The organism is Chryseobacterium sp. CY350 (assembly GCF_027945075.1).
Classification (GTDB): Bacteria; Bacteroidota; Bacteroidia; order Flavobacteriales; family Weeksellaceae; genus Chryseobacterium.
In genome coordinates, this window is the sequence record NZ_CP116034.1 from 1,958,889 (window position 1) to 1,978,795 (window position 19,907).

The 19,907-nt window shown below is 35.2% G+C and carries 16 protein-coding genes; 10 read left to right on the top strand and 6 right to left on the bottom strand.

The window, feature by feature from the left end; translation table 11 throughout:
* Positions 1 to 55 precede the first annotated feature (55 nt).
* The gene (locus PGH12_RS09010; RefSeq protein ID WP_267599680.1) at positions 56 to 694 is read left to right on the top strand and encodes an MBL fold metallo-hydrolase; all 639 of its coding nucleotides are present in this window, start codon (positions 56 to 58) and stop codon (positions 692 to 694) included.
* 105 nt (positions 695 to 799) lie between these two features.
* On the opposite strand, the gene PGH12_RS09015 is transcribed toward PGH12_RS09010, so the two are convergent.
* The 3 genes from PGH12_RS09015 to PGH12_RS09025 are packed head-to-tail and all read right to left on the bottom strand — an operon-like array spanning position 800 to position 5,972.
* Positions 800 to 3,235 carry a TonB-dependent receptor gene (locus PGH12_RS09015; protein ID WP_267599679.1) on the bottom strand — a complete coding sequence of 812 codons (2,436 nt, stop codon included), beginning with the start codon at positions 3,233 to 3,235 and terminating at the stop codon, positions 800 to 802.
* 23 nt (positions 3,236 to 3,258) lie between these two features.
* Positions 3,259 to 4,740: a trehalase family glycosidase gene (locus PGH12_RS09020; protein WP_267599678.1), complete on the bottom strand. Its 1,482-nt coding sequence runs from the start codon at positions 4,738 to 4,740 to the stop codon at positions 3,259 to 3,261.
* 2 nt (positions 4,741 to 4,742) lie between these two features.
* Entirely contained in the window at positions 4,743 to 5,972 is a 1,230-nt protein-coding gene (locus tag PGH12_RS09025) for an MFS transporter (protein ID WP_267599677.1), read from the bottom strand.
* Between the two features lie 123 nt (positions 5,973 to 6,095).
* On the opposite strand from PGH12_RS09025, the gene PGH12_RS09030 reads away from it, so the two are divergent.
* Positions 6,096 to 7,001 (top strand): AraC family transcriptional regulator, encoded by a 906-nt coding sequence (locus PGH12_RS09030; RefSeq protein ID WP_267599676.1) that lies wholly within the window; start codon positions 6,096 to 6,098, stop codon positions 6,999 to 7,001.
* A gap of 52 nt (positions 7,002 to 7,053) precedes the next feature.
* Here PGH12_RS09030 and PGH12_RS09035 read toward each other — a convergent pair whose 3' ends face one another.
* Complete coding sequence (locus tag PGH12_RS09035; RefSeq protein WP_267599675.1) at positions 7,054 to 7,608, bottom strand: thioredoxin family protein; 555 nt, start codon at positions 7,606 to 7,608, stop codon at positions 7,054 to 7,056.
* 251 nt (positions 7,609 to 7,859) lie between these two features.
* On the opposite strand from PGH12_RS09035, the gene PGH12_RS09040 reads away from it, so the two are divergent.
* From PGH12_RS09040 to PGH12_RS09055, 4 genes are all read left to right on the top strand, one after another.
* Positions 7,860 to 8,456: a TetR/AcrR family transcriptional regulator gene (locus PGH12_RS09040; protein WP_267599674.1), complete on the top strand. Its 597-nt coding sequence runs from the start codon at positions 7,860 to 7,862 to the stop codon at positions 8,454 to 8,456.
* A 340-nt stretch (positions 8,457 to 8,796) separates the two neighbouring features.
* Positions 8,797 to 9,957 (top strand): efflux RND transporter periplasmic adaptor subunit, encoded by a 1,161-nt coding sequence (locus tag PGH12_RS09045; RefSeq protein WP_267599673.1) that lies wholly within the window; start codon positions 8,797 to 8,799, stop codon positions 9,955 to 9,957.
* 67 nt (positions 9,958 to 10,024) lie between these two features.
* A complete protein-coding gene (locus PGH12_RS09050; RefSeq protein ID WP_267599672.1) occupies positions 10,025 to 13,207 on the top strand; it encodes an efflux RND transporter permease subunit in 3,183 nt (1,060 codons plus the stop codon).
* 161 nt (positions 13,208 to 13,368) lie between these two features.
* Positions 13,369 to 14,781, top strand: a complete 1,413-nt coding sequence (locus tag PGH12_RS09055; protein WP_267599671.1) for an efflux transporter outer membrane subunit — start codon at positions 13,369 to 13,371, stop codon at positions 14,779 to 14,781.
* A 304-nt stretch (positions 14,782 to 15,085) separates the two neighbouring features.
* Here the strand turns inward: PGH12_RS09055 and PGH12_RS09060 are convergent, their stop codons facing one another.
* Together PGH12_RS09060 and miaA are read right to left on the bottom strand one after the other, a co-directional pair.
* Positions 15,086 to 15,247 (bottom strand): YegP family protein, encoded by a 162-nt coding sequence (locus tag PGH12_RS09060; RefSeq protein WP_267599670.1) that lies wholly within the window; start codon positions 15,245 to 15,247, stop codon positions 15,086 to 15,088.
* 369 nt (positions 15,248 to 15,616) lie between these two features.
* The gene (gene miaA, locus PGH12_RS09065; RefSeq protein WP_267599669.1) at positions 15,617 to 16,555 is read right to left on the bottom strand and encodes a tRNA (adenosine(37)-N6)-dimethylallyltransferase MiaA; all 939 of its coding nucleotides are present in this window, start codon (positions 16,553 to 16,555) and stop codon (positions 15,617 to 15,619) included.
* Between the two features lie 435 nt (positions 16,556 to 16,990).
* On the opposite strand from miaA, the gene PGH12_RS09070 reads away from it, so the two are divergent.
* The 4 genes from PGH12_RS09070 (at position 16,991) to PGH12_RS19145 (ending at position 19,766) form a co-directional block, all read left to right on the top strand.
* Complete coding sequence (locus tag PGH12_RS09070) at positions 16,991 to 17,848, top strand: YicC family protein (RefSeq protein ID WP_267599668.1); 858 nt, start codon at positions 16,991 to 16,993, stop codon at positions 17,846 to 17,848.
* 94 nt (positions 17,849 to 17,942) lie between these two features.
* The gene (gmk, locus tag PGH12_RS09075; RefSeq protein ID WP_267599667.1) at positions 17,943 to 18,515 is read left to right on the top strand and encodes a guanylate kinase; all 573 of its coding nucleotides are present in this window, start codon (positions 17,943 to 17,945) and stop codon (positions 18,513 to 18,515) included.
* Positions 18,516 to 18,601: 86 nt separating this feature from the next.
* Positions 18,602 to 19,621 carry a quinolinate synthase NadA gene (gene nadA, locus PGH12_RS09080; protein WP_267599666.1) on the top strand — a complete coding sequence of 340 codons (1,020 nt, stop codon included), beginning with the start codon at positions 18,602 to 18,604 and terminating at the stop codon, positions 19,619 to 19,621.
* A gap of 76 nt (positions 19,622 to 19,697) precedes the next feature.
* The gene (locus tag PGH12_RS19145) at positions 19,698 to 19,766 is read left to right on the top strand and encodes a bacteriocin-like protein (RefSeq protein WP_420710333.1); all 69 of its coding nucleotides are present in this window, start codon (positions 19,698 to 19,700) and stop codon (positions 19,764 to 19,766) included.
* The last annotated feature ends 141 nt before the right edge of the window (positions 19,767 to 19,907 follow it).

Consider the following 19,907-nt stretch of genomic DNA (forward strand, 5'->3'; position numbering starts at 1 on the left):
GAAGATAACGAATCTCTAAAGAATATTGTATTTTTGATAAAAAAATATTCAGAATATGTTTCAAATACAAGCTTTCGTGTGCAACTTTGCGAGTGAAAATACTTATGTTCTTTTTAACGAAAATAAAAATGCCTGGCTGATTGATCCGGGAAATATGAATGAGCAGGAAACCAAAGCGATCGAAAGTTTCATCACAGAAAACAAACTGAACATTGAAAAAATTATTTTAACGCATGCTCATATAGATCATGTTTTGGGTTTACAATGGGCATTCGACACGTATAAAGTTCCTGTGACGATGCACGAAGATGATAAGGAGGTTTTGGATATGTTCCAGATCAGCGGAATGAGATTCGGATTTGAACTCGACCACATCAATGTCGATTTAGAGTATGTAAATGAAGGAGACGAACTGGATTTTGACGGAGAAAAATTCAAGATTTATCATGTTCCGGGGCATTCTCCGGGAAGTGTTGTTTATCATCATGAAAATCAGAAATTTATTATTTCCGGAGATGTTCTGTTTGAAGGAAGCATCGGAAGAACAGATCTTTACAAAGGAAATTACGAACAGCTTATCGAAGGAATTAAAACTAAACTTTTTATTTTAGATGAAGAAACCAAGGTTTTTTCAGGACACGGAAATCCTACAAAAATTGGTTTTGAGAAGCAATACAATCCGTTTTTCAAATAAAATTTATTTATTTTTAAGAGAAATAAATTTTTAAGTTTCGGTAAAATATACAAGCGAAAACCGTCAGAAAAATCTGACGGTTTATCAATTTATTAAAAACTAACTTTAGAAATCTAACGTAATTGAAGCTCTCGCTGCAGCACCCATGATTGGTCTTGCCATAATTGTTGAATTTCCTGCAGACTGTACTGATGGTGATCTTGGATCTCCTTCTGTAATACCGATCGTATTAAACACATTTGTAGCATCAACAGCAAAACGTATTTTTCCTAACTGATAAGACATTCCCGCTCCCACTTCACTGAATGAAGGTAAAGTATCCTGATTGGTCTGATCTTGGAAACGTTTTCCGTAATAATTTAAGCTCACATACGTTCTCCATTCTTTTGTAATATTTACAGCAGGAGAAATATTGAAGTACAGTTTCGGCATTCTTCTTACTGTGTTGTCTTCCAAAGTACTGTTTCCTGCAAGTCCTGTATATTTAGGATCCTGAATTGTTCCATTGAAGTTTAATTCAACTAAATTGTTGAAAAAACGTGCAAAACCTTCAATCTCAACACCCATATTTTTGGTATCGGCAAATGTATTTTCTGAACTTCCGTCTGAGAAAACATCTGTAAATGATAAGTTTTTAAGTGTAGAATAAAAAGGAATTACTCCGATATCAAAATTACGAGTGTAATATTTGTAACCTACTTCTACCTGATTTGTAGTAACCGCTTTCAGTGGCTGATCAGGATTTGTTGTCGTGAAATAATTGTAATACGCTTCCTCGTTTGGAGATCTGAAACCATGAGAGAAACGACCGTAAACTGCATTGTTAGAATTAATCTTATAATTCGCAGCTAAAGTGTAAGAAATTTTATCGATGTCGTATTTCCAGTAAGAATATTGATTGCCCAAAACACTCATGTTATCATCTGCCGTTGTGGTAAGAAAACTGTGAGTACCGTCAGTCGTCAAACCCGAATTATTAAGGTTTCCGCTTGTTGTATTTACAGAATATCCTTTGTAGAAATCTCTGCTGTAACGGATTCCCGCATTAAGGTTTAAATTATCTGTTACATTTAAATCTAAATTTGCATACAGATCATTCAGACTACCCTGAACCTGAGAATCTCTCTGTAAAAACGATAAAGCCGTAACACCATTGTATGTTTTAGAATACCCTGTTGAAGTTGGTAATAAAGAGTTGTCTACAAGATTCAGCAATTCCGGTTTATCGGTCGCCGTTGTAAGAATATTGCTCCAGTTCCAGTTTTGTTGCGATTTCCAATTAGATTTATAGAAACCTGCGGTAACATTTCCTTTATCAAATTTATAATTAAACTGTAAATCGTTGACGAAGTTATTCATCTTTTTATCAATTGCCCAAAAACCTAATTCCTGAACAAACTGAGGATTTACATTTTGCGCGTTACTTACCAGAGAATATTGGAAAGTGTTGCCAGTGATTCCTTTTTTCTTGGCAAAATCTGCCGCAGAAGTTGGTCCGCCTGCAGGGAAAATTCCGGTATAGCTCAGATCAATATTCGTGTATCTTGTTTTGTTTAAAACGGTAATGTTATTTCCAAGATCATATTTAAATTCTGCTCCTACTACATCAACTTTTGGATGAATTCCGTCTTCCAGATTTCTGCTGAAAAATCCTCCTCCAGCTTGTGGAATGTTAAGCTGACTGATATTTCTGTAGCTGTACGTACCGTAATTGGCATCGAACCCCGAAAATTCTGAAATATCATTCCCGTTTCTTACCAATGGAATTGGCAAATAGAATGTATTTCTATCGTCCAGTTTCTTGTAGTAAACTTTAGCATATCCTTTATCGAAGACATATTTCAGATTCATCCTGATTTGTCCACCCTGATTGGCTTTGAAATCAGTTTTTCTGATACCGTCATCCGTTCTGTAAAAACCTCCTACGTTGAAGAATAATTTATCCTGAATTAATGCGCCGCCAAGGTTCACATCAGTACGCATCAAACCATAAGTACTGGTTTCTAATTTTGCCGTTCCTTTAAAGTCGTTTGTTCCTTCTTTAGAAATAAAGTTGATTAAACCTCCAGGCGAATTGGTTGCAAAAATAGAACCCGATCCTCCTCTTAAAGCTTCTAATCTTCCCGTTGTATTATCTACTCTGAAAAAATTATCTGCATTGGCAAATTGCAGTGCGCCGTCTTCAAAAACCGGTAAACCATCTTCCTGAACCTGAGTAAATTCGTATGCCCCCGCAGAAGGAATTCCTCTTGCGAAAAGGTTGTTACCTACTTCACCACCAGAAGTTTCGACAGCAAAACCGGGAACTCTCTGCAATAATGCAGCAGCGCTTATCGGGTTTTGTTTCTGAATTTCTTTTGCTGTAAAAGTTGAAATTGCGGTACTTGATTCAATTTTTGTTTTCGGTCGGGAATTCCCTGTAATAACTACCTGATCGATGGATGCTGTTCTGGTAGAATCCTGAACAGTTTCCTGCGCGTAGGTGTTGTTAAAGTAGAATGTTGCAATACCTGTAAGCAACAGAATAGATTTTTTTTTCATAGCTTTTTGATTTTTATTATATGTTAGTTTTGTTTTAATTTTAAATAGACACCGTTGGTCCAGCCAAAACCGTCCTGATTGGGATATTCTCCTCCACCAGCGATGTTTTCTGTGTCCAGAGCGTTATATTTTTCCATAAGTTTTCCAGTGTTATTGTAGACTCTTTCTACATTTGAGCACCAGTTATTTTTAATTTTATTCGCCAGATCATCAAATCCATAATTTTTTGATGAAACAAATCCTAACCATTGATAAGGAGCCCATGCATTTGGAAGATCCCATTGCTGTCCAGAATTTTTGGTCGTAGTAACCAATCCTCCCTGATAAAGAAATTTATCTTCAATGGTTTCTATCACCGCTTTTGCCTGTCCTAAATTTGCCAACTTTAAAAACACAGGATAAAGCGTTGCTATGCTTTCTGATGAGGTTTGCATGTGATTTTTTATATGATAATCTCTATAGATTTTCCCATCTGCATCCCAAAAATATTGATCGATTGCCTTTTTCCTGTTTTCAGCTCGCTGAGTATAATATTCCTTTTTTTCTGAAAGATTTTTGAGCTCGGCAGCCTGAGCTAAAGTTTTTTCTAAATGCCACAAAAGACAGTTAAGATCTACCTGAGCAATATCTAAAGTTTCAATGGACTGAATTGTATTTCCATCGGCAAACCATCGGCTTGAAAAATCCCAGCCAGATTCGCAGGCAGCTCTTACATTTCGGTAAAACTCGCTTCCTAAAGCTTTTTCAGCATCTTCAATATCAATTAAATAACTTTCAGGACGAGGTGTATTTTCTTCATCACAATATCTGTTTAGAATTGCTCCTTCCTGAGTTTTAACAACCCTTTTAAAGGCAGAATCATTTTCCAAGCCTTCTTCGCCATCCATCCAAAACTTATATTCCTTTTCAAGACTTTCGTAATACTTAATGTAGATTTCTCCATCATTTGTGCTTTCAAAGAGCAAATCAAGCATTAGCGAAAAGTAGGGTGGTTGTGAGCGGCTCAGAAAATGCGTTCGGCTTGCATTAGGAACAAATCCGAATTTCTGAATTAGATATGAGCAATTTTCAACGATGTTTTCCATCATTCCAAATCTTTTGGAAACTTGCAATCCCAACATTACGTAATAACTGTCCCAATAAAAAAATTCATTAAATCTTCCTCCGGGAACAATATATGGTTTCGGGAGTTTCAGAAGTGTTCCTTTTTCATCGGTAGCGGTTCTAGTTAATTCGTCCCACAGTTTCTCAATATGGTGATCAATTGGTAACTGATCTGCTCTTTCAATGGTAATTTTAGTTCCCAAAAAATCGAAATTTGAAACAACAAAAGATTTCAGATTAAAACCTGCAGCATTTTTTTCTTTTTCATATTTTTCATTGATTTCCGAAACAGGAAATAAAGGAACGGCATCTGTCATTGTTTTCTGATCTTCAAAGATTTTTGATCTTTGGACATCATCAAACAGAGACTCAATATCTTTTATATATAGTTGAGGACTCATATTTATTTTTTAGGATTTATTTTTAATTTATTCATGATTATTGCCGAAACTATAAGCAAAGTCAAAGGAATCAAAGACAGATAAAAAGCCTGTTGTCCGCTAAATTCCTGAAATACAAAACCTGTAATAATTGACCCTATTGTTCCGCCGATTGCAGAGAAAACCACTATTAATCCTGCCATTGCGCTATGTAAGTATTTAGGAATTGAAGCCAGAATCACAGAATTGATACTTGGATAAATGGGCGCCAACAAACCTCCCATCAAAGGAAATAAATAAACAACCAGCGGCGCATTCAGCCAGTTTGTATTGGTTCCGATGACAACATTGTGCGTTAATGGTAAAACCAGTAAAATACTTATCGCAAAACCAACAACACAGAAAGAAACAACATAGATCCAACTGATTTTTTTTGAGAAAAAGCCCGATAAAAATCTTCCTAAAGCAAATGCTCCCGCCAAAACCGCGCCCGCCTGAATGCTCATAGAAGTCGGAACTTTCAAAATTTCTTTATAGAAAGTCGGCGTCCAGGTCTGGAAACTTTGTTCGACCAAAACAAATAGGAAAGCACACAGTAAAAAAAACAAAACTTTTTTATAACTGAATAAACTGATGCTGTTTTTAAGATCTCCAAGCAAGCTTGTCTGTTCGCTTTTAGCTTCATTTTCATTCAATTTGGAAAAGAAAAGAAACAGAAAAGACAGAACCGAAAGACCTCCCAAAACCCAGTATGCATTTAACCAATATGTAGATTTAGGATTATTATCATCCATAAAAAGACTGAAAAGTACGTTTCCCATCAAAACTCCGATCATGAAAAAACCCTCAAGAAATCCCATAAAACTGGAATGCTCTTTATCGGTTTCTGTCACCAAACCGATCGATGTAAAAACTGAAATTTTAATTAAAGCGAAAGAAATCCCGACGATAGCAAATAACAATTTGAAAAACCAAAACTCATTGGCAAAAGGCATTACAAAACACATGCAGCTTACCAAAAAAAGTGCGATAAGCATTGAGTTTTTGATTCCTATTTTTGGTAAAAAAGATGCCAGTAAAAATGAGCATATTGCGATCGGAAGATCTTTAAAACCTTCCAAAATACTAGCCTGAGATTTTGAGATTCCGAAGTTTTGCTGCATCTGCAAAATCACTGTACCAACAGAATTGAGCAGAATGGCAAAGACGAAATAATTTAAAAACAAAGCTGCCTTTATATTGAAATTTTTCATGGAGTTAATTTCTTGGTGGCTAAGATAGAAGCATTTTACTTAACGTTAATTTAACATAGTAAATCAATATTTGAACTATATTAATATAATTAGTATTTTCAGAGCTTAAATATCATTAATTAAATGAAAGTAACTTTTGAAAGAGTAATTACCGATGAGAAGAGTTCTTTTCGCACAATTCACAATACGGCACCAATTTCAGAATTCAAATGGGAGTATCATTATCATCCGGAAATTGAACTCGTCTGCGTTGTTTCGGGGAGCGGAACCCGTCACGTAGGTTATCATAAAAGCAATTACACAAATGGAGATTTGGTATTAATTGGTTCAAATATTCCGCATTCGGGTTTTGGTTTAAACTCTATTGATCCGCATGAAGAAATCGTTTTGCAGTTTAACGAAAATATTTTGCAGTTTCCGGAGCAGGAATCTGAAGCAAGGTCAATCAAAAGTCTTTTGGAATTATCAAAATTCGGAATACTTTATAGTACAGAAATAAAGACAAAACTACTTCCAAAGCTAAAACAAATGTTGAAATCTGAAGGTTACAAGCGGTATCTTTTGCTGCTGGAAATCCTTTTTGAGCTTTCAAAATGTGAAAAATATGAGCTTCTCAATCAGGAAATCATGCCTTACACCATCATCGCAAAAAATAAGACAAGATTACAAAATATTTTCACATATGTAGAACACAATTATGATAAATATATTGATATTGAAGATGTTGCCAGATTAGCAAATCTCACTTTACCGGCATTTTGTAATTTTTTTAAAAAGGCGACGCAGATTACTTTTACTGAATTTGTAAATCGCTACAGGATCAATAAAGCCTGTCTTCTAATGACGCAGGATAAAACGATTTCCGAATGCAGCTACAGTTGTGGCTTTAATAATGTAACTTATTTCAACAGAATGTTTAAAAAATACACAGAAAAAACACCTTCTGAGTTCATTAAAAACTACTCTCACAATAAAGTAAATGTTGAATTAAAAGTTGAAGCTAATATTAAAGCTACATTTTTAGAATAAAAAAAGCTGTTCAAAAGAAGTGAACAGCTTATCTATCTTTAAATAAATCAAATTATTTCCATTTAATATTACAACCCATACTCGGACGTTGAATTTCTTCCTGTGGCTCACCAATTAAAAGATTTTCGAAAGCAATAATTAAATCTTCACCAGTAACTTCTTTATGATTTCCCGGTCTAGAATCATCCATCTGACCTCTGTAGATAAGGTCTAGCTTGTCATCAAAGAAAAAGAAATCTGGAGTGCAGGCAGCATCATATGCTTTTGCAATTGCCTGACTTTCGTCATATAAATAAGGAAAATCGAAATTTCTCTCCATTTGGAACTCAATCATTTTCTCCGGAGAATCTGCCGGATATTTCTCAACATCATTAGAATTTATTGCGATAAATTCAATCCCGGCTTCATTATAATCTTCATACAATTCTGTCAGTTTATCGATAACATGAAGTACAAACGGACAATGGTTGCATATAAAAATTACCAAAGTTCCTTTTTCACCTTTCAAATCATCAAGTGACTGAATTTCATTTCCTGTAGAAGGATTCGGAAGTTCGAAAAATGGTGCTTTTGTACCTAATGCCAGCATATTTGAAGGTGTATTCATTTCTTTTTATTTAATTACAAAGATAAAGATTTCTTTTAGTAGTTGAGTAAATAATGAGATGATTGACACTGACTATGCAATCTATTAATTTATGCAATAATAAAAAAAATCATCTTTAAAGCTGCATTTTGTCGGGCTTTTGTTAATGATTCGACCTTACATTCTTAATTATGATTAAAATTTTAAAAAAAGATTTGGTTGGTATGGTTAAATCTTTGTAGTTTTGCTAACACTGTTAGTAAAATAAAATCATGGGTTTACATGAACGTCGCCAAAGAGAAAAAGAATCTATCCGAGCAAATATTTTGCAGGCTGCATTCACTTTGGCTAAAACTGACGGTTGGGCTTCGCTTTCTATTCGTAAAATTGCAGATGCAATTGAATACAGCGCGCCTGTAGTTTATGATCATTTCGAAAACAAAGAGGCGATTCTGTATGAAATCTCAATCAATGGTTTTCACTGTTTACAAATAGAATTACTAAAAGCTCAGAAAAAACACGAAACTCCTGAAGATCAATTGACAGCAATTGTAGATGCTTACTGGAATTTCGCTTTTAAAAACAAAGAATATTACCAGTTGATGTTTGGTCTGGGAATGCAGTGCAGCGGAAAAGGTTTAATGAAAGAAGAGTTTTCATCTTTTCAGGATATGATTTACGACTGTACTTTTGAAATTATTAAGAAAAAAGGATCAAATCCCGATAATGCATGTCACTCTTCTCACGCTTTGTTTTCTGCAGTTCATGGATTGATCTCAATTATGATGATGAGAAATGATGACATCCCTTCTACAATGAATAAAACAACTTTGGACGAAACAGTTTCGGCTTTTATTAAATCTTTGTAAATTTTTTTTAAACCAAAAATTAACACCGTTAGGAAAAGTAACACGAATTGATTAATACATTCATTAATAATATTAAAAAATAAAAATTCTTTAAAATGAAACATAACTTCTTTACCTTATTTTTGGCTATATTTTTTCCTTATCATTAACACTGTTAAGAAAAATAACATCTAAAAACGCTCAACCAAAAAATATATTTAAAAATTGTAATCATGGAAACGATAACTTAGTTAAGCAATAAAAGCGTAATTTTTTTTAACCAGAAATTAACACCGTTAGAAAATATCACATCTATAAAATTATAATTACCTACTCAACATTTTATTAAAAATAAACTAAAATGAAAATAACTGTAAAAACAAAGATGATTGTACTTATATCAAGTATAATTCTTTTACAAAGTTGTACTAAAGCTGCAGAAAGCACAAACGCAGCACCGCCTGCACCACAATTACCCGTATTTACCGTAACATCAGCACCGGCAACTATCTATCAAGAGTTCCCAACTGCTTTAGAAGGGAAAAACAATGTAGAAATCCGTTCACAGGTTGACGGATATTTAGATAGAATTTATGTAGAAGAAGGCGCTTACGTAAGAGCCGGACAAGCATTATTTAAAATAGATTCAAGAGCTTACGGAGAACAAATGAATATGGCCAACGCCAATTTACAGGTTGCCAATGCCAATATTCAGAAAGCTAAAGTGGAAGTTGACAGACTTCAGCCGCTGGTTGCCGCAAAAGTAGTTTCTGATGTACAGTTGAGAACTGCAAAAGCCAATTATGCAGCAGCAGTTGCAGCAGGATCACAGGCAAAAGCTTCAGTTGGTGGAGCCAGAATCAACGTAGGATTTACAACAATTACAGCACCCGTAAGCGGTTACATCGGAAGAATTCCTTATAAAAAAGGAAGCCTGATTTCAAGAACAGATGCCAATCCCTTGACCATGTTATCTGACATCAGCGAAATTTATGCATATTTCTCTCTAAGCGAACTTGATTTTATCGGTTTCCAGAAAAAATATCCCGGAGCAACGCTGAATGAAAAACTCAAAAATATGCCAATGGTAGAATTAGTGATTGCTGACAACAGCACGTATCCTGAAAAAGGTAAAATGAGTATTGTTGACGGACAGTTTGATAAAACTACAGGTGCAATCAGCGTTCGCGCAGTGTTCCCAAATGCAAACGGAGCTTTGAGAACTGGAAATACAGGAAGAGTTCGTATGCCACAGTTATTCGCCAACACACTTGTTATTCCTCAAGAATCAACCTTCGAAATTCAGGATAAAGTCTACGTTTATGTAGTTGGAAAGGATAAAAAAGTAACCTCAAAACCTGTAACGATCTCAGGAAAAACAGACAGTTATTACTTTATTTCTGAAGGACTTGCTACAGGTGATAAAATCGTTTACACTGGAATCGGAGCGTTGAAAGATGGGGTTACCATTCAACCAAAAGCTATTTCTTCTGACAGTCTTTTGAGAGCAAGACCTCTTTAAAACGGCTTAAAACTTTTGACACAAAAGTCAGAATAGCGTTTAAACAACATTAAAAAATAAACTTCTTATGTTAAAAAAATTCATAGATAGACCGGTACTTTCTACGGTTATCTCCATCATATTGTTGCTGTTGGGAGCGATGTCGGTATTCAACCTTCCGATTACGCTGTTTCCCGATATTGCACCACCGAGTGTTCAGGTAACGGCGTTTTATCCGGGAGCGAATGCAGAAGTTGTTGCGCGTTCCGTGGCTGTTCCTATTGAGGAAGCCGTGAATGGTGTTGAGAACATGACGTACATGACCTCAAATTCAAGTAACGACGGATCAATGACCTTGAGTGTATTTTTCAAACAAGGTTCAGATCCTGATAATGCAGCGGTGAACGTTCAAAACCGTGTTTCTAAAGCGATGAGCCAGCTTCCGCAGGAAGTTGTACAGGCGGGAATTTCAACACAGAAAGTTCAGAACAGTATGATTATGTTTATGGGATTATCAAGTGATGATCCAAAACAATACGACGAACTTTTCTTACAGAATTATTTAAAAATCAACGTCATTCCGCAGATACAGCGAATTCCGGGAGTTGCGCAGGCTCAGGTTTTCGGAACCAGAGATTATTCCATGAGACTTTGGCTGAAACCAGATCGTTTAGCCGCCAATAATCTTTCTCCGCAGGAAGTCCTGGCAGCAGTAAAAGATCACAATCTTGAGGCAGCACCAGGACGTTTGGGACAGGGAAGCAAGGAAACTTACGAATATATTTTAAAGTATAAAGGTAAATTAAATAAAAATGCAGACTACGAAAACATCGCCATCAAATCAAACAGTGACGGTTCATTTTTAAGATTAAAAGATGTTGCGAGAGTAGAATTTGGTTCTTATACGTACACCGCAGCCAACAGAATGGATGGGAAACCTGTAGCAGGATTTGCAATTTTACAGACTGCAGGTTCTAATGCAAATGAAATCTTAACTGATATTGAAAAGCAGGTTGAGCAAATGAAAACTACCCTTCCAAAGGGAGTTGAGCCCATCATCATGTACAATTCAAAAGACTTTTTGGATGCATCAATTCATCAGGTTGTGGAAACCTTAATCATTGCATTTATTTTGGTATTTATTGTTGTGTATATTTTCCTTCAGGACTTCAGATCTACATTAATTCCTGCGATTGCCGTTCCGGTAGCAATTATTGGTACATTCTTCTTCCTACAGATGTTTGGTTTCAGTATCAATATGTTGACATTGTTTGCATTGGTACTCGCCATCGGGATTGTGGTGGATGATGCGATTGTCGTCGTAGAAGCCGTCCATTCAAAAATGGAACAGACTGGTATGCCAGTCGAGCAGGCAACTACAAACTCGATGAGTGAAATTTCGGGAGCTATTATTTCTATTACTTTGGTGATGTGTGCGGTATTCATCCCCGTTGGTTTTATGGAGGGTCCTGCAGGAGTTTTCTACAGACAGTTTGCCTTTACTTTGGTGATTGCGATTTTGATTTCAGCGGTTAATGCATTGACTTTAAGTCCTGCTTTATGTGCTTTATTATTAAATGATCCTCAGGGAGAACATGGTGATCATGGTCAGAAAAAAGGTTTTGGAGCGAAGTTTTTTAATGCTTTCAACAAAAGCTTCAACAACATGACCAGAAAATACATCTACAGCCTTAAATTTTTAATTAAAAATAAATGGGTTGCGGTTACCGGTTTAGCGTTACTCACAGCGGCAAGTGTTTTCTTGATTAATAAAGCTCCGACAGGATTTATTCCTACAGAAGATCAGGGATTTGTTTTGTATGCAGTGAATACTCCTCCGGGAAGTTCATTAGACAGAACGCACAGAGCCACTGAACAGATTGATAAAATCATCAACGGTGAAAAAGCCAAAAATCACCTTTGGGTAGCCGACGGAATGAACTTCATCAGTAATTCCAATGCTTCTCCTTATGCTGCAGGTTTTATTAAACTGAAAGATTTTGAAGACCGTGGCGAAGTGAAAGATCCCGATCAGATTGCTGCGGGATTGACAGGAAAAGTAGCACAGGTAAAAGATGCCAGTGCATTCTTCTTCAACTTCCCTACCGTACAGGGTTTTGGTAACGTTTCGGGGTTTGAATTTATGTTGCAGGATAAAACCAACGGCTCTTTTGAGCAGTTGGGAACAACGACTCAGGCGTTTATCGGAGAATTGATGAAACGACCGGAAATTGCTTTTGCCTTTACAACGTATGCAGCTGGGAATCCTCAATATACAATTGATGTCGATACCGATAAAGCCAACCAATTAGGCGTTTCTATAACCGAATTGATGCAGACCATGCAGATTTATTACGGAAGTAGCTTCGTTTCAGATTTCAACAGATTCGGGAAATATTACAGAGTGATGGCACAGGCAGATATTCCTTACAGAACTGATGCGAATTCTATGGAAGGAATTTATGTTAAAAATAAAACAGGCGAAATGGTTCCTGTAAAGACTTTGGTGACTTTAAAAAGAACTTTCGGACCTGAAACGGTTTCAAGAAACAACTTATTCAACGCCGTGACAATCAACGGAACTCCAAAACCTGGCTACAGTACCGGAGATGCTATTAAAGCCGTAGAAGAAGTTGCCCAAAAATCACTTCCTCGTGGATATGGATATGAATGGACAGGAATTACCCGTGAAGAAATCAAAACCGGTGGACAGACTGCTTTTGTATTTTTGTTAAGTATCATATTTGTGTATTTCCTGTTAGCTGCACAATATGAAAGTTATATCCTTCCGTTTGCGGTTATTCTGACCATTCCCACAGGGGTTTTCGGAGTATTTGCCTTCACAGGATTGGCTGGAATTGATAACAATATTTATGTTCAGGTTGGATTAATCATGCTCGTCGGATTATTGGCGAAAAATGCGATTCTGATTGTCGAATTTGCCGTTCAGCGAAGAAAAGCAGGAAAAACACTGATTGAATCTGCACTTCAGGCCTCAAGATTGCGTCTAAGACCCATTTTGATGACTTCATTCGCCTTCATCATCGGTATGCTTCCGTTGGTTTGGACTCAAGGTGCAGCAGCAAAAGGAAATCACTCTATCGGAATCAGTACTGTTGGTGGAATGTTTACAGGAGTTGTCTTCGGGATTTTCATTATTCCGGTGATGTATGTGATCTTCCAGTATTTACATGAAAAAATGCCAAGCCGAAAAAATAAAAGACTTCAAAAACAAAAATTGGAGGCAGAACTTTTAGCAACAGCACATTAATAAAAAATGATTAACAAAACTTTGAGATCTGAAATTCGCATAAAAATTTTTCTTCAAATTTAATTTTTAAGATTTTCTAAAACGAGCAAAATATTTTCTCCTACTAAAGACAACTTTGCTTACCACTCAAAGTTTTGTGATCAATTTAAATATATAGACTTATGAAAAGAGTAAAAAATATAATCATCGCTTTTGGGATTGCATTAGGTGCAGTTTCTTGTGTGCCGAAATTGGCATACCAGGAAACGAAACCCGAACTTCCCGAAACATTCAAATACACAGCGACCGCAGACACTGCAAGCGTTGCTAACTTAGAATGGAAACAGTTTTTCAGCGATCCGATCTTGCAAAATTTAATCGAAAAAGGAATAAAAAACAATTACGATTTACAAATTGCCTTAAAACAAGTCGCCTCTTCCCAGGAAAAACTGAAACAGGCAAAATATCTTCAATATCCGGATGTAGGTTTCGGAGTTTCTGCGCAAATTTCAAAGCCTTCAAAAAACAGCATGAACGGACAAAGCTTAAATTTATTTTTAGGTCAAAGTCATGTTGAAGATTATAATGCAGCATTCAACTTATCTTGGGAAGCAGACATTTGGGGAAAAATTAAAAACCAGCAGGAAGTTTCAAAAATGCAGTATCTGCAGACTTATGAAGCGACAAAAGCAATTCAGACACAGGTTGTCGCAGCGATTGCTCAAGGGTATTATAATTTATTGATGCTTGATAAGCAATTACAGATTGCAAAATCCAACTTAGATTTAAGCAGCAATACACTTTCACTTACAGAAAAATTGTGGCAAAGCGGCGACACGACTTCTTTGGGAGTTCAGCAGGCGACTGCTCAAAAGCAATCGACAGAACTTTTGATCACTCAATTAGAACAAAATATTGCCATTCAGGAAAATGCTTTGAGTATTTTGGTCGGTGAAAATCCGAATAAAGTCAACAGAACCATTGAAATGTCTGATACTTCTTTACCACAGGATATTTCAGCAGGACTTCCTGCAGCAATGGTGAGTCGTCGTCCGGATGTTCGTCAGCAGGAATTGGTTTTATTGGAATCTAATTCAATGGTGGGAATTGCTCAGGCTAATATGTATCCTTCATTAAAAATTACAGCTGCCGGTGGAGTTAATTCATTTAAAATTGATAACTGGTTTTCAATCCCGGCATCATTGTTCGGTTCTGTTTTAGGAGGATTGACTCAGCCTATTTTCCAGAAAAGACAGTTAAAAACAGATTTAAATGTTGCTAAAATTCAGAGAGAGAAAAACGTATTGGCATTCCGTCAGTCTGTTTTGAATGCTGTGGGTGAAGTTTCTGATGCATTGGTTTCCAATGAAAGTTTAAAAGTTCAGGAGCAAAAAGCAAACGAACAGGTGACAACTTTGAAAAACGGAATCAAAAGTGCCGAACTGTTGTACAAAGGCGGTATGGCCAATTACTTAGAAGTGATTACTGCTCAGGGAAATTCTTTACAGGCTGAACTTAATCTTGCGTCCGTAAAAAGACAGAGATTGAGCAGTATTGTAGATTTGTACCGAGCTTTAGGTGGCGGATGGAAGTAGTAAATTAATTATATTGTTTGAAGTGCGGTCTTTCGGGATCGCATTTTTTTTATTTATACTCTAAAAGTGGAGTTTGGAAATCTAATCTGTATCTGTTTAAAAACATACCTGAGATTTCTAATTGGAACTAAAAGGCTTTTTACTTTGTGTTAAATATGAATTTCACTAGCTAAGAATAGTTTTCATATTTTTTAACTAATCACGAAAAAGAAGATTTGTACGTAAGTTAAAATATTTGTGCTTCATCGTATGAAGAAGCACAAAAAATCGCAAACCTTAAAGGTTTAAAAGAAACTGTTACTGATTACATTTCTTTATAACCTGAAAATTTAGCATTATTAATTGCATTTTGCTTTGAGGAAAAACCTTCACTTGAAGCAGCAACTATTTTACCATTACTGGCTGTCGCTCTCCATCTCCACTCATTTTTAGAATCTTGATAAAATTCCCATTTAAAATCATTCATACAAATATGTTTTTATTAAGACAAATATACAAAAAATTAACACTTTGTATTAATTTAATTGAAAATTTTCTTAATTTAACATACAACCCTTTCATTAAATCGTACATTTCCCAGTATTTTAGAACCATCAAATTTCCTTAATGAACAATCCTGTCCTAATTTTACCAAACAATTTCGTGAAAAGTAAGTTACAATTTCGTTTTATTTACCATCAAAAGTTTTCGAATAAGAGAAATAGATATATGGCAAAATACAAGAGATATTTCGAAGAAACATCCAAAGTTAATTTGGCAATCAAAAAGTATAAGAAAATGAAGAAAAGCTATTTGAAAAATTTATAAATCAGTAAAAAAGTGAAAGAATTGACTATTATTTTCGGGATTGCACATTTATATACTCAGTCAATTGATCAAAATCCTCTTTAGAATATCCTGCATGAATATAATGAATATTTTCTTCCTTTCTATACCAGGTCAATTGCCGTTTTGCAAATCTTCTTGAGTTTTTCTTAATCTCAGAAACCGCAAAATCAAGATCCCATTCTCCATCAAAATATTTGAAAAGTTCAGAATAGCCAACCGTATTCAATGATGCTAAATTCCTTCCTTCCTGAGATTTTCTTAATTCATCAAGTTTTTTTGCCTCATCAAGCAAACCATTTTCCATCATTTTATCGACACGAAGATTGATTCTTTCATAAATCTTATCCCGTGGTGCCTCAATGCCAATTCTTATCGTTTGGAAGTTTCTTGGATTTTTGTCGTGAGAAATATTTTCAGAATATGTTTTTCCGGTTTGCCAAATCACATCAATTGCTCGCAAAAGCCTTCTCTGATTATGAATATCTACATTTTCATAATATTCAGGATCTAAATCTTTCAACATTTCCTGAAGTTTTTCGATTCCTTCAGTTTGCCAGATGGCTTCCAGTTTTTCCTGATTTTCTTCGTTGGCTTCAGGCAAATCATTCAGACCTTCAATCACTGCTTTCTCATACATCATACTTCCGCCAACCATAATTACAATGTCGTATTTTCCGAAAAGTTGATCTAATAATTCCAAAGAATCATGCTCAAACTGGCCGATAGAATAATAATCTTTTACAGAAAGCTGGCCAATAAAATGATGTTTTGCCTGCGAAAGTTCGTCTTCTGAAGGAGCCGCGGTTCCGATTTTCATTTCACTAAAAAACTGCCGGGAATCACAGGAAATAATTTCGGTGTTAAAATGATTTGCCAGTTCGATAGCAAGTTTTGTTTTGCCAATTCCGGTGGTTCCTACTACGGAAATCAATGTTTTATTTTTCACTTGGCTAATTTACGAAATTGCATTTATTTGAATTTTAACTTAAATCCAAAAACACAAGACAATTAGAATATATGAAATATATAATTATTCCTTCTAGATTTTGAATTTTTGTATTTCTAAAATAAGTGAAAACGACTTTGTTTACCTTATTTCCGCTTCTTTTGAGTAATTCTTTATCTTTCCTTGCGTATTTTTTAAACGCAAAGAAAAACAAGGTATTGTAATGGAAATGCTTTAATGAAGACATACTAAGGCATTTCATTTAACAAAGAAATACAATTATTCTGAACATCAAATACTTGTAATAAAACTGTAAAATATCTAATTGATTTAATATAAAGTTTTTGAATTTCACATTACATAAGTAGAGCAAAAAGTTAATTGCTAACAACTACTTACACTTAAATGTTTATCTTTGTAAGACAATAAAAAACTATGATTTTATCAATGACCGGCTTCGGTAGAGCCGAAGGTGTTTTTGAAGGAAAAAAAATTTCTATCGATATTAAATCACTGAACAGCAAGAGCTTTGATTTAAATATTAAAATTCCTCTGCGTTATAAAGAAAAAGAATTTGAAGTAAGAAAAATTCTGAACGATAGAATCATCCGTGGAAAGGTAGATTGCTACATTAATATTGAGAACCTTGAAGAGACGAATGATGTAAAAATCAACAGAAGCCTAATCGATTCTTACATGAATGAGCTTAAAAATATCGCTTCTGACGGACCAGATTTTGAATACCTGAAAATGGCAGTTAGACTTCCGGATGCTATAACATCAAGACCAGACGAACTGACAGAAGGTGAATGGGAATCTTTGGCTAAAATTGTAAATAATGCTGTCGATAAATTCCAGGAATTTAGAAAAACTGAAGGTAAAATTCTTCACGAAGAACTGGAAAGAAATATCAGAAATATCGATAAATCCTTGGCGGAAGTTGTTCCTTATGAGCAATTGAGAATTGATGCCGTGAAAGAACGTTATATGAAAACTTTAAAAGAGTTTGAAAACGTTGACGAAACAAGATTCTATCAGGAAATGGCTTATTTTACTGAAAAATTAGACATTCAGGAAGAAAAAGTGAGACTTTCCCAACATTTGAAATATTATTCAGAAGTAATGGAAAATGAAGATTTTAATGGAAAAAAACTAGGTTTTATTTCACAGGAAATCGGAAGAGAAATCAATACTTTAGGTTCAAAAGCCAATCACGCTGAAATTCAGAAATTGGTGGTGATGATGAAAGATGATTTGGAAAAAATAAAAGAGCAAACGTTAAACGTGTTGTAAACAGTTATAAGTTTTAATGATGAGTTATAAGTTGATTGTTGCACACTTTTCTAATAATTCATCATTTAAAACTCATAATTCATAACTAAAAAACATGAATAAAGTTATCATATTTTCAGCGCCGTCGGGCAGCGGGAAAACGACATTGGTAAAGCATTCTTTGGAAGCTATTCCGGAATTGGAATTTTCCATTTCATGCACCACAAGACAGCCGAGGGGGACTGAAATTCATGCTGTTGATTATCACTTTTTGAGTCCTGACGAATTCAGGCAGAAAATTTCTGAAGAAGCTTTTGTAGAATTTGAGGAAGTCTATACCGATAAATATTACGGAACTTTAAAATCTGAGGTAGAAAAGATCTGGAATCAGGGAAAAGTTGTTATTTTTGATGTAGATGTAAAAGGCGGCATTTCATTAAAAAAATATTTTGGAGACAAAGCATTGTCCATTTTCATCGAACCACCTTCGATTGCCGAGTTGGAACGAAGATTGATCTCAAGAGGAACAGATGATGCCGAAACCATTAAAACACGCGTTGAAAAAGCTGAAGAAGAGCTTACCTACGCCATAGAATTTGACGAAATCGTGATCAACAGCGATTTAAATCAAGCAAAAGTAGAAATAGAAAGTTTAATAAAAAGTTTTATACAAGAAACTAGAAGTTAGTAAAAAACACCCGTAGATTTGGTTTAGAAACTAACTTCTAATTTCTAAAATTTAACTTCTATAAAAGAAAAAACATTGAGGCTGAAATGAGCATTGAAACATTAGAAAAAGCAAAATCTGCAATTCCTGTAAGAGGATTTTTAGATATAAAAGATATAGCGATTCCTCAAGGTGAAGATTTGGTAAAAGCCATCCTTCAACTGAAAGAAGAAAAAAACGCAGTAATTCTGGCGCACTACTATCAACCGGGAGAGATTCAGGATATTGCTGATTTCCTTGGAGATTCTCTTCAATTGGCAAGACAGGCGAAAGATACAGATGCCGATATGATTGTATTTTGTGGAGTGCATTTCATGGCCGAAGCTGCAAAAATTCTGAACCCGACAAAAAAAGTAGTTCTTCCAGATACAATGGCAGGATGTTCTTTAGCAGACGGATGTTCAGGAGAAGGTTTGAGAAAAATGCGTGAGCAACATCCAAACGCTTTGATTGCTACTTACATCAACTGTAATGCAGAAACGAAAGCTGAAAGTGACATCATCGTAACCAGTTCAAATGCCGAAACGGTGATTGAAGCTTTACCGACTGACAGACCGATTATTTTCGCTCCGGATAAAAATTTAGGAAGATATTTATCAAAAAAAACCGGCCGTGATATGATTCTTTGGGACGGAAGCTGCATCGTTCACGAAGCTTTCTCCATGGAAAGAATTGCACAACAGTTAGCCGATAATCCTGATGCAAAAATGATTGCTCACCCCGAAAGTGAAGAAGCCGTTTTGAAACTGGCTCACTTTATCGGTTCAACTTCTGCACTTTTGAATTTTGTGGAACAAGACGACTGTCAGAAATTTATCATCGCAACTGAGGAAGGAATTCTTCACGAAATGAGAAAACGTGCACCACACAAAGAATTGATTCCTGCTTTGGTTTTTGACGAGAGCTGTAACTGTTCAGAATGTTTTTACATGAAGAGAAATACAATGGAAAAATTGTATTTGTGCATGAAATACGAACTTCCTGAAATCATTATTGAAGAAGAGCTTCGACTGAGAGCACTGAAGCCGATTGAGGCAATGCTTGATCTTTCTAAAAGTATTAAATAAATTCTCTACTTGATGATAAAATTTCTCAGCATGTAAATAAATTTATTACATTTGATATTCATAAAAATATTTACATATGAAAAATTTAAAAAAATTAGACCGATCAAGCTTGAAAAAAATTAAAGGTGGAGATCTAACTTTATAATGTAGTTTAGAATGTAGAATTAGCTACGAATGCAAAATAGGATGTTACGGAATTCCTCAATGCGTTCCAATGGGACAATATATTCCACCAAATTGCTAAAAACTAAGTACTCGTAAAGAGTACTTTTTTATTTTAAAAACA

Bases quoted from the DNA above. Each gene is read 5' to 3' on its own strand.
- PGH12_RS09045 (WP_267599673.1), top strand. From the start codon at position 8,797: ATGAAAATAACTGTAAAAACAAAGATGATTGTACTTATATCAAGTATA.
- PGH12_RS09015 (WP_267599679.1), bottom strand. From the start codon at position 3,235: ATGAAAAAAAAATCTATTCTGTTGCTTACAGGTATTGCAACATTCTAC.
- PGH12_RS09030 (WP_267599676.1), top strand. From the start codon at position 6,096: ATGAAAGTAACTTTTGAAAGAGTAATTACCGATGAGAAGAGTTCTTTT.
- PGH12_RS09020 (WP_267599678.1), bottom strand. From the start codon at position 4,740: ATGAGTCCTCAACTATATATAAAAGATATTGAGTCTCTGTTTGATGAT.
- PGH12_RS09035 (WP_267599675.1), bottom strand. From the start codon at position 7,608: ATGAATACACCTTCAAATATGCTGGCATTAGGTACAAAAGCACCATTT.
- PGH12_RS09010 (WP_267599680.1), top strand. From the start codon at position 56: ATGTTTCAAATACAAGCTTTCGTGTGCAACTTTGCGAGTGAAAATACT.
- gmk (WP_267599667.1), top strand. From the start codon at position 17,943: ATGAATAAAGTTATCATATTTTCAGCGCCGTCGGGCAGCGGGAAAACG.
- PGH12_RS09070 (WP_267599668.1), top strand. From the start codon at position 16,991: ATGATTTTATCAATGACCGGCTTCGGTAGAGCCGAAGGTGTTTTTGAA.
- PGH12_RS09025 (WP_267599677.1), bottom strand. From the start codon at position 5,972: ATGAAAAATTTCAATATAAAGGCAGCTTTGTTTTTAAATTATTTCGTC.
- PGH12_RS09040 (WP_267599674.1), top strand. From the start codon at position 7,860: ATGGGTTTACATGAACGTCGCCAAAGAGAAAAAGAATCTATCCGAGCA.
- nadA (WP_267599666.1), top strand. From the start codon at position 18,602: ATGAGCATTGAAACATTAGAAAAAGCAAAATCTGCAATTCCTGTAAGA.
- PGH12_RS09055 (WP_267599671.1), top strand. From the start codon at position 13,369: ATGAAAAGAGTAAAAAATATAATCATCGCTTTTGGGATTGCATTAGGT.
- PGH12_RS09060 (WP_267599670.1), bottom strand. From the start codon at position 15,247: ATGAATGATTTTAAATGGGAATTTTATCAAGATTCTAAAAATGAGTGG.
- PGH12_RS09050 (WP_267599672.1), top strand. From the start codon at position 10,025: ATGTTAAAAAAATTCATAGATAGACCGGTACTTTCTACGGTTATCTCC.